Here is a 2010-nt window from a genome sequence, read left to right on the forward strand (position 1 = left end):
AAAAACAAATCCTACACACGGGTTGATTTCTTAGAATCATTTTCTGAGTTGTTTTGCACAAATATGTTATATACATATTATTTTTTCTAATTCTCCGATGGGACAAGATACTCGGTATATAGATACATTAATAGTTTTGAAGTTATTAGAAAATCGTACTATCACTATACTATTTTGAGGGAAGGATCTTCTACAACGAAGTACAGACATAATAGAATAGATATGAAGATTGAAGAAAATTTAATGTTGGCTAAATTAGTAACTGATTTTAATATTCCTCATAAAGAGGCATTATTGAGACGAACGAGAGAAGACATTTTATTAGATTGTAGTAATCATATAGTTTACAGTAATCTAACAAATAAAGAGAAAAAGATAGAATTAAATAGAATTATGATGACTTTCAGAAAACAATTTCAAAATTTTGATTTTAATAACACAAAAATTACTACTAAACTATTGCAACGAAATCATGTGAACATGTATATATTACTAAAAAAAATCCAGAAAAGAATTAGAATATATAGATATAAGAAAATGTTAAACTAACATGGGTACGAAAGGATGGACGGATGTATTGAATAATTTAAAAAATTATATTAAAGAATCGTTTGTTTTTAAATTTTTAAGAACAAAGTACTTAACAAAAAATCACATAAAAATTACTTCAGATGTGTATAAAAAATTTTATGGAAGGGAATTAAATCTGAAATATCCTAGATTACTTTCTGAAAAAATCCAATGTTTGAAATTATTTAATTATCCGCAAAATTTATTAGTTATCCAAGCTGCTGATAAATATACACTGCATGAGTATTTGTCTAGAAAACAAATGAAACATTTATCAGTAGAGTATATTAATATTTTTGAAAAATCTGATTACATTGACATCGGTCAATTACCAGAAGCATTTGTTTTAAAGAAAACAAATGCTTCTGGTATGAATTTAATTATAAAAAATAAGAATGAAATTAATAATGAGAAAATTAATAAAATAGTGCAGAAATGGTTTAAAACGGATTTTGGTTTATTGACATCTGAATGGCATTATTCTAAAGCTAAGGATAGAGTTATTTGTGAACCGTATTTTCAGAATTTAGGTAATGAATATAGAATTGCAATGATTAAGGGAAATATAGCTTTTATACAGGTAATACTATGGGATTGGGATCAACCTGTTAATGATAATGAGGACACTCAAAATGTACCAAAACCCATGATAATAGAAGGTCATCGGAAACATTATAGGGCGCATTATGATGAATTTTGGAACTTGATTTGGAAAGATGAAGACACGCCTGATATAAATATACAAATGCCGATTAATTGGAAAGAAATGGTAGACATTTCAACAAAAATAGGTAAAGACTTTCCTTTTGTAAGAGTTGATTTTAATATAATCAACGGACAGCTAAAAATTACCGAATTGACGTTTACTCCAGCGAGCGGTTTTCTTGAATTATTGAGAAAAAATTTTGAGTTAGATAAAAGCTTAGGAGAGAAATTGGAGTTTAATTATAATGAAAAATACTATTAATAATTTTATTTATCAGAGTATATTTCAAATTACTAAGATAGTATTACCAATTATAACAATCCCATTAGTTTCAGATGCTTTAGGCCCTCATGGAATTGGAATGTATAATTATACTAATTCAATAGCTCAATATTTTGTTCTATTTGCTGGATTAGGTATAGGAGTATATGGAAATCGTGAAATAGCAGTAAATAGAGATAACAAAATTACATTATCTAGGACATTTTGGGAACTATTTACTATGAGTTTTTATATATCCATGGTTTCTGTAATTATTTATTTTATAGTGGTTACTTTTTCTGCCAATAGAGCATATTTTTATCTACAATCTTTAATCATTATAGCAGCAGTATTTGATATTTCTTGGTTTTTTATGGGAATAGAAGATTTTAAAAAAACAAGCTTAAGTAGCTTATTCAGTCAGGTTATTTCTTTTTTTCTTATTGTATTTTTTATTAAAGATGGAGATGATT

The 2010-nt window shown here is 26.5% G+C and carries 2 protein-coding genes; both read left to right on the forward strand.

Translation table 11 applies throughout. The features are described from left to right. Positions 1-577 precede the first annotated feature (577 nt). A complete protein-coding gene (locus tag BAU17_RS01180; RefSeq protein ID WP_237579065.1) occupies positions 578-1537 on the forward strand; it encodes an ATP-grasp fold amidoligase family protein in 960 nt (319 codons plus the stop codon). Continuing rightward, positions 1521-2010: oligosaccharide flippase family protein (locus BAU17_RS01185; RefSeq protein ID WP_161900985.1), on the forward strand; the 490-nt coding region annotated here is incomplete at its 3' end. The genes BAU17_RS01180 and BAU17_RS01185, both read left to right, overlap by 17 nt.

The organism is Candidatus Enterococcus willemsii, assembly GCF_009933335.1.
GTDB lineage: Bacteria > Bacillota > Bacilli > Lactobacillales > Enterococcaceae > Enterococcus_F > Enterococcus_F willemsii.